Source organism: Streptomyces sp. ID05-39B (genome assembly GCF_033794725.1).
In the GTDB taxonomy this organism is placed as follows: Bacteria; Actinomycetota; Actinomycetes; order Streptomycetales; family Streptomycetaceae; genus Streptomyces; species Streptomyces bobili.
Genome location: NZ_JARGEF010000398.1, coordinates 1 through 4,313 on the forward strand (window position 1 = coordinate 1; position 4,313 = coordinate 4,313).

Sequence of the window (4,313 nt, forward strand, 5' to 3'; positions counted from 1 at the left end):
TGGCTTGCGGGAGGCGGGCCGTACGTCTTGCGAAAGCCTGACGCAGTCGTGACGCCCTGTCCTCTGTGTCCTACGGGCCGACCCGGTTTGTCTGTGGTCGGCTGGTTGTGGCGGCACGAGCTCCGTGGGTGGCTAGGAGGTCCCGCAGCCGCAGCAACGGTCAGGACGCGCTGTGCTGGGCTGCGGCGCACCCACGACTTCTCCACGGCAGCACCACCAGCAAATCCACCGTGACGGCTACCGTGCCAACCGGCAGAGCAAGCTCGCGCTCACCAATGTCCTCGGCATTGTCACGCCGCCATCGGCCAAGCCTCGGGGCGTCATTGGTATGGCGGTGAGGTGAGGCGCGAAGTTCCTCTACGTGTAGAACGCCGTCTCCGGCACGGTCGGCGGCTTCCGCATCGGCCCGGGCGGCTCCGCTCACCAAAGTCGCCACGGTCACCTGGCCGCCCACCTTCGCCGAATCCGGTATGGAGGGCATCGTCGCGGTGCAGGGAAAGCGGCCACCGCGGTCTGACCCCCGGGACGCCGTGGTCCCGGGCGTCACGCGGGGGAGCGGCCGAGCTGCCAGTGTCCGACGGCGGCGTCGAGGCGGACGAAGGGAATGGCTCGCCCGGCCTCACGGTAGGACGCCTCGCCGCCGTCGACGGGAAGGCCCATGAAGGCGCACAGGCGGCGGGCTGTGCGGGGCCGCCGCTGAGCGTAGCCAGCCATGATATCGGCGCCCTCGTCCGGCGGGAGGAAGCGTGCGGTGACGGCAAAAGGACGGTTCTTGACCTGGATGAGGGTTTTCGGCTGCTCCCGCAGGTTCTGATACCAGTCGGCCCTCTGTCCGAAACCGGAGGCGACGGTCCAACTCGCGCCGACCGGGTCATGGGACACCACTTCCAGGACCACCCGGCGGTCGAGGCCGCTGACGCGGCCGGTGTGGTGCAGCAGGAGCAACCGCCTCCCGAAGAGAGGTCCCAGCCCTGCGCGGAAGAGAAGGATCGGCAACCGCATCGCCAGGCGCCGCCATCCCGTGGGCAGTTGGGGACGCCGGGGTGGGCTGTCTCTGTGCGTCATGGTTGCCTTCCATGGTCGGGATTGTCGGCTCTCGGCCTCGATTGGGTAAAGGAGGGGGATCGAGAGTCACCTCACGGCAGCAACCTTTGCATAGTCTAAAGGTGGAGGAGGGGCGCCTGCGGAGACAAGGGGCGGCGCTCGAGCGCCTCGAGACCGCTGGAGTAGGTCATGACCGAGAACAAACCGCCGTCGAGCTGGACTGTGCTGTCCTGGATGCCGGCTGTGGTGATGGCGATCGTCGCGGTCATGGACGTCGTGGCTGGGCCGGGGGTCGGCTTCCTCCCACTGGTTTCGCTCGGGCCTGCCTTTTCCGGGCTGGTCGGCGGGTGGCGTCGTACGGCGGTGTTCGGGCTTGTGGCGCTGGTCCTGTGTGTGGGACTCGGCTTGTACGACGGGCTGTTCGAGGAGCGTCGGGGTTTCACCGCGCTGGCGGCGGTGGCGGGCGTGACCGGCGTGGGCATCGCGGCGGCCGTGATGCGTGGCCGTCGGGAAGTTGAGCTGGCCAGTGTGCGGTCGATCGCGGAGGTCGCCCAGCGGGTGCTGCTGCGGCCGGTGCCGTTGACCGCGGGGCCGCTGCAGGCGGCGGTGTCGTACACCTCAGCTGTCGCGGAGGCGCGCATCGGCGGCGATCTGTACGAGGTGGTGGCCTCTCCGCACGGGATTCGGGTGATCGTGGGGGATGTGCAGGGCAAAGGGCTGGCGGCGGTGGAGACGGCGGCCGTCGTTCTGGGCGCCTTTCGGGAGGCGGCGCACGATGAGGCGGATCTGGTGGGGCTCGGTGAGCGGCTGGAGCGCAGTGTGGCCCGGGAGCTGGAGGGGGAGAAGTTCGTCACCGCGATCCTCGCCGAGATCGGCGCGGGCCACGAGGCTGTCTTCCTCAACTACGGTCATCCGGCGCCGATGGTCGTACGCCGGGACGGTTCCGTCGATTTCCCGCAGCCGCTCGCCTTCGCCCTCCCGCTGGGTCTGGGCGCGCATGAGGGGGAGGGACCGAAGCCCTATCGGGCGGACTTCGCCCCGGGTGAGCAGCTGCTGCTGTACACCGACGGCGTGACCGAGGCCCGGGACGAGGACGGCCGCTTCTACCCCATGGAACAGCGTGCGCACTTGTTGAAGGATCCTGATGCGCACAGGGCCTTGGAGTCGCTGCGCGCGGATCTTGCCCAGCATGCGGGTGGGCCGCCTCACGACGACGCCGCAATGCTCCTGTTGCGGTATCACGGTCATGGGGAGGGAAAATCGTTCCCTTCGGGTGGGTGAGCAGGGACTTCGGGGCGGTAGAAAGGGCGTATGGCGGAGCATGAAACTCCTTCGGGGGCGCAGGATGATGTTGACGCGGTGACGCGTGCGGTGCTGACCGCGTCGAGGGTTTTGGTGGCGGTCTCCGCCCGTTCTCTAGCCGAGGTCGAGGAGCGGGTGACGCTGCCGCAGTTCCGGATGCTGGTGGTGTTGTCCACGCGTGGTGCCACGAAGCTGGTCGCGCTTGCCGATCTGCTGCAGGTGGCGCCGTCCACCGCGATGCGGATGGTCGACCGGCTGATCGCGGCCGGGCTGGCCGACCGGCAGCACAATCCACGCAATCGCCGCGAAACCCTGTTGCAGCTCACGGAGGAGGGGCGTCGTACGGTCGAGGACGTCACCGCCCGGCGCCGCGCCGAGATCGCCGTGATTGTTGAACGGCTCGGGCCGAAGCAGCGGCTGGCGCTCATCGAGGCACTCACCGCCTTCAACGAGGCCGGGGCGGAGCCCCTGGCGCCCGCGCTGGACGATGCGGAGCCGCACCCGCTGGGCTGGGCGGTAGAAGTTCCAGTGGCGCGCGACGCCTGATCTGCTGATCGGCATCTGCTCGGCCAGGTGCAGCCGACGGATCTCTGCCCAGTCCTCCACGAGGATCACCTTCCCTCCTGACCTTGATCACCAAGGTCAGAGTCAGACGAAGATCACCAAGTGGGTCACTTTTGATCCGCCGTCAGAGGGTCAGCGTTCGGCCGTCGTCGAGACTGCCCGAGCAAGTCGAAGAGATGGGTTGGGAGCGGGCAGCCCGTCGGCACGTGCCCCACCCGGTGCAGCGATCACGCTCAGGTCTTCCAGCGCCGCGCATCGCTGGCCGGCGGTCCGAGCTGGCTGTCCCCGCACCGTGCCAACGGCATCCAGGTATCGGACGACGCGGACGACGCCAGCAGCGGAGGGCGAGCCTGTGCTGTCGGTGCGGACCTCGAGCATTCCGGCTGCACGAGGCGTTTGGCGGACCGTCCCTGGCTTGTCACAGTTTCAGGAACAGGACCAGTGCCATGAAGGCGGTGAACGCGATTCCCAGGGCCGGGATGAGGGCTGGGTGGGTCACGGCGATCAGTCCGGCGAGTGTCGTGCCCCCATGATGGTGAGAGCTGTGGAGTGGCGGTTCACGTTGTGGGTCGTTGGACATGAGTTGGTCCTAATGCGTGGACGGTTTGCGGGCCGAAAAAGTCCTCCCGTCCCTGACAGGGCCGGGGCCGGTCGTGACGGTGTGGGAGTGGCGGGTTAGCGGTGCAAGTGCCCTCCGCACGGGCTCGCCGAGGTGTCGAAGCATGGGCACGAAGAGCCGGTCAGGGCTCTTGAGGCTTTGCTGAAGGTCAGAGTGTGGGGCACCGAGCTCTGTCCGGTCCGGCTGGCAGGTGACGAGCGGTGGTGGACCGGCTGGAAAGTGTGGGTGGGCGCCGTCGTGTGCAAGGAGGGCGCCTGGGGCGGGCGGTACGGTGCCGCGTGGATGTGTGGCTGTGCAGGGCAAGTCAGCCACGGTCGGGGTTCCAGGCAAAGGACGGCGAACGACAGCGAACGTGCTGGTGGGCGGCCTGACCCGGTCGCTGCGTTGGCTGTGTGGTTACGGCAGCTGCATCGCGAGGCGGGTAAGTCCAGTTATGCGCAGCTCGTGCGGCGCAGCCGGCGCCGCTACCCGCAGGCCACGGTGCGCGAGGGCACGATCTCGGAGATGTTCAACAGCAAACGCTTGCCACGCTGGGAGACGGTCGAGCCGGTTGCCTGGGCGCTGGGCGCTGGGCGGAGAGGCGGCGGTGGCGGCCTGCCTGCAGCGCTGGATGGAGGCCGATGCCGCTCTGACGACCGCCGCCTCGGCCACTGCCGGTCCGGCGGACCCGTCTGCCGTGCCAGTGCCGGAACCGATCCAACCCCCGCCCGCCGGCCCTGCTGAGTCGGTCGGTAGAACAGACTCACTGGACTGGCTGCGTCGCCACTGGCCGGCGGCCGCCGGC

At 68.7% G+C, this 4,313-nt stretch carries 4 protein-coding genes; 2 read left to right on the forward strand and 2 right to left on the reverse strand.

Annotated features, from left to right (window positions below):
• Positions 1–543 precede the first annotated feature (543 nt).
• Entirely contained in the window at positions 544–1,065 is a 522-nt protein-coding gene (locus P1P75_RS39915) for a nitroreductase family deazaflavin-dependent oxidoreductase (RefSeq protein ID WP_319264585.1), read from the reverse strand.
• A gap of 168 nt (positions 1,066–1,233) precedes the next feature.
• Here P1P75_RS39915 and P1P75_RS39920 point away from each other — a divergent pair, with 168 nt between their 5' ends.
• Complete coding sequence (locus tag P1P75_RS39920) at positions 1,234–2,325, forward strand: PP2C family protein-serine/threonine phosphatase (RefSeq protein WP_319264587.1); 1,092 nt, start codon at positions 1,234–1,236, stop codon at positions 2,323–2,325.
• A 30-nt stretch (positions 2,326–2,355) separates the two neighbouring features.
• Complete coding sequence (locus P1P75_RS39925) at positions 2,356–2,892, forward strand: MarR family transcriptional regulator (RefSeq protein ID WP_319264589.1); 537 nt, start codon at positions 2,356–2,358, stop codon at positions 2,890–2,892.
• A gap of 436 nt (positions 2,893–3,328) precedes the next feature.
• On the opposite strand, the gene P1P75_RS39930 is transcribed toward P1P75_RS39925, so the two are convergent.
• Positions 3,329–3,490 (reverse strand): hypothetical protein, encoded by a 162-nt coding sequence (locus P1P75_RS39930; protein ID WP_319264590.1) that lies wholly within the window; start codon positions 3,488–3,490, stop codon positions 3,329–3,331.
• Positions 3,491–4,313: the final 823 nt, after the last annotated feature.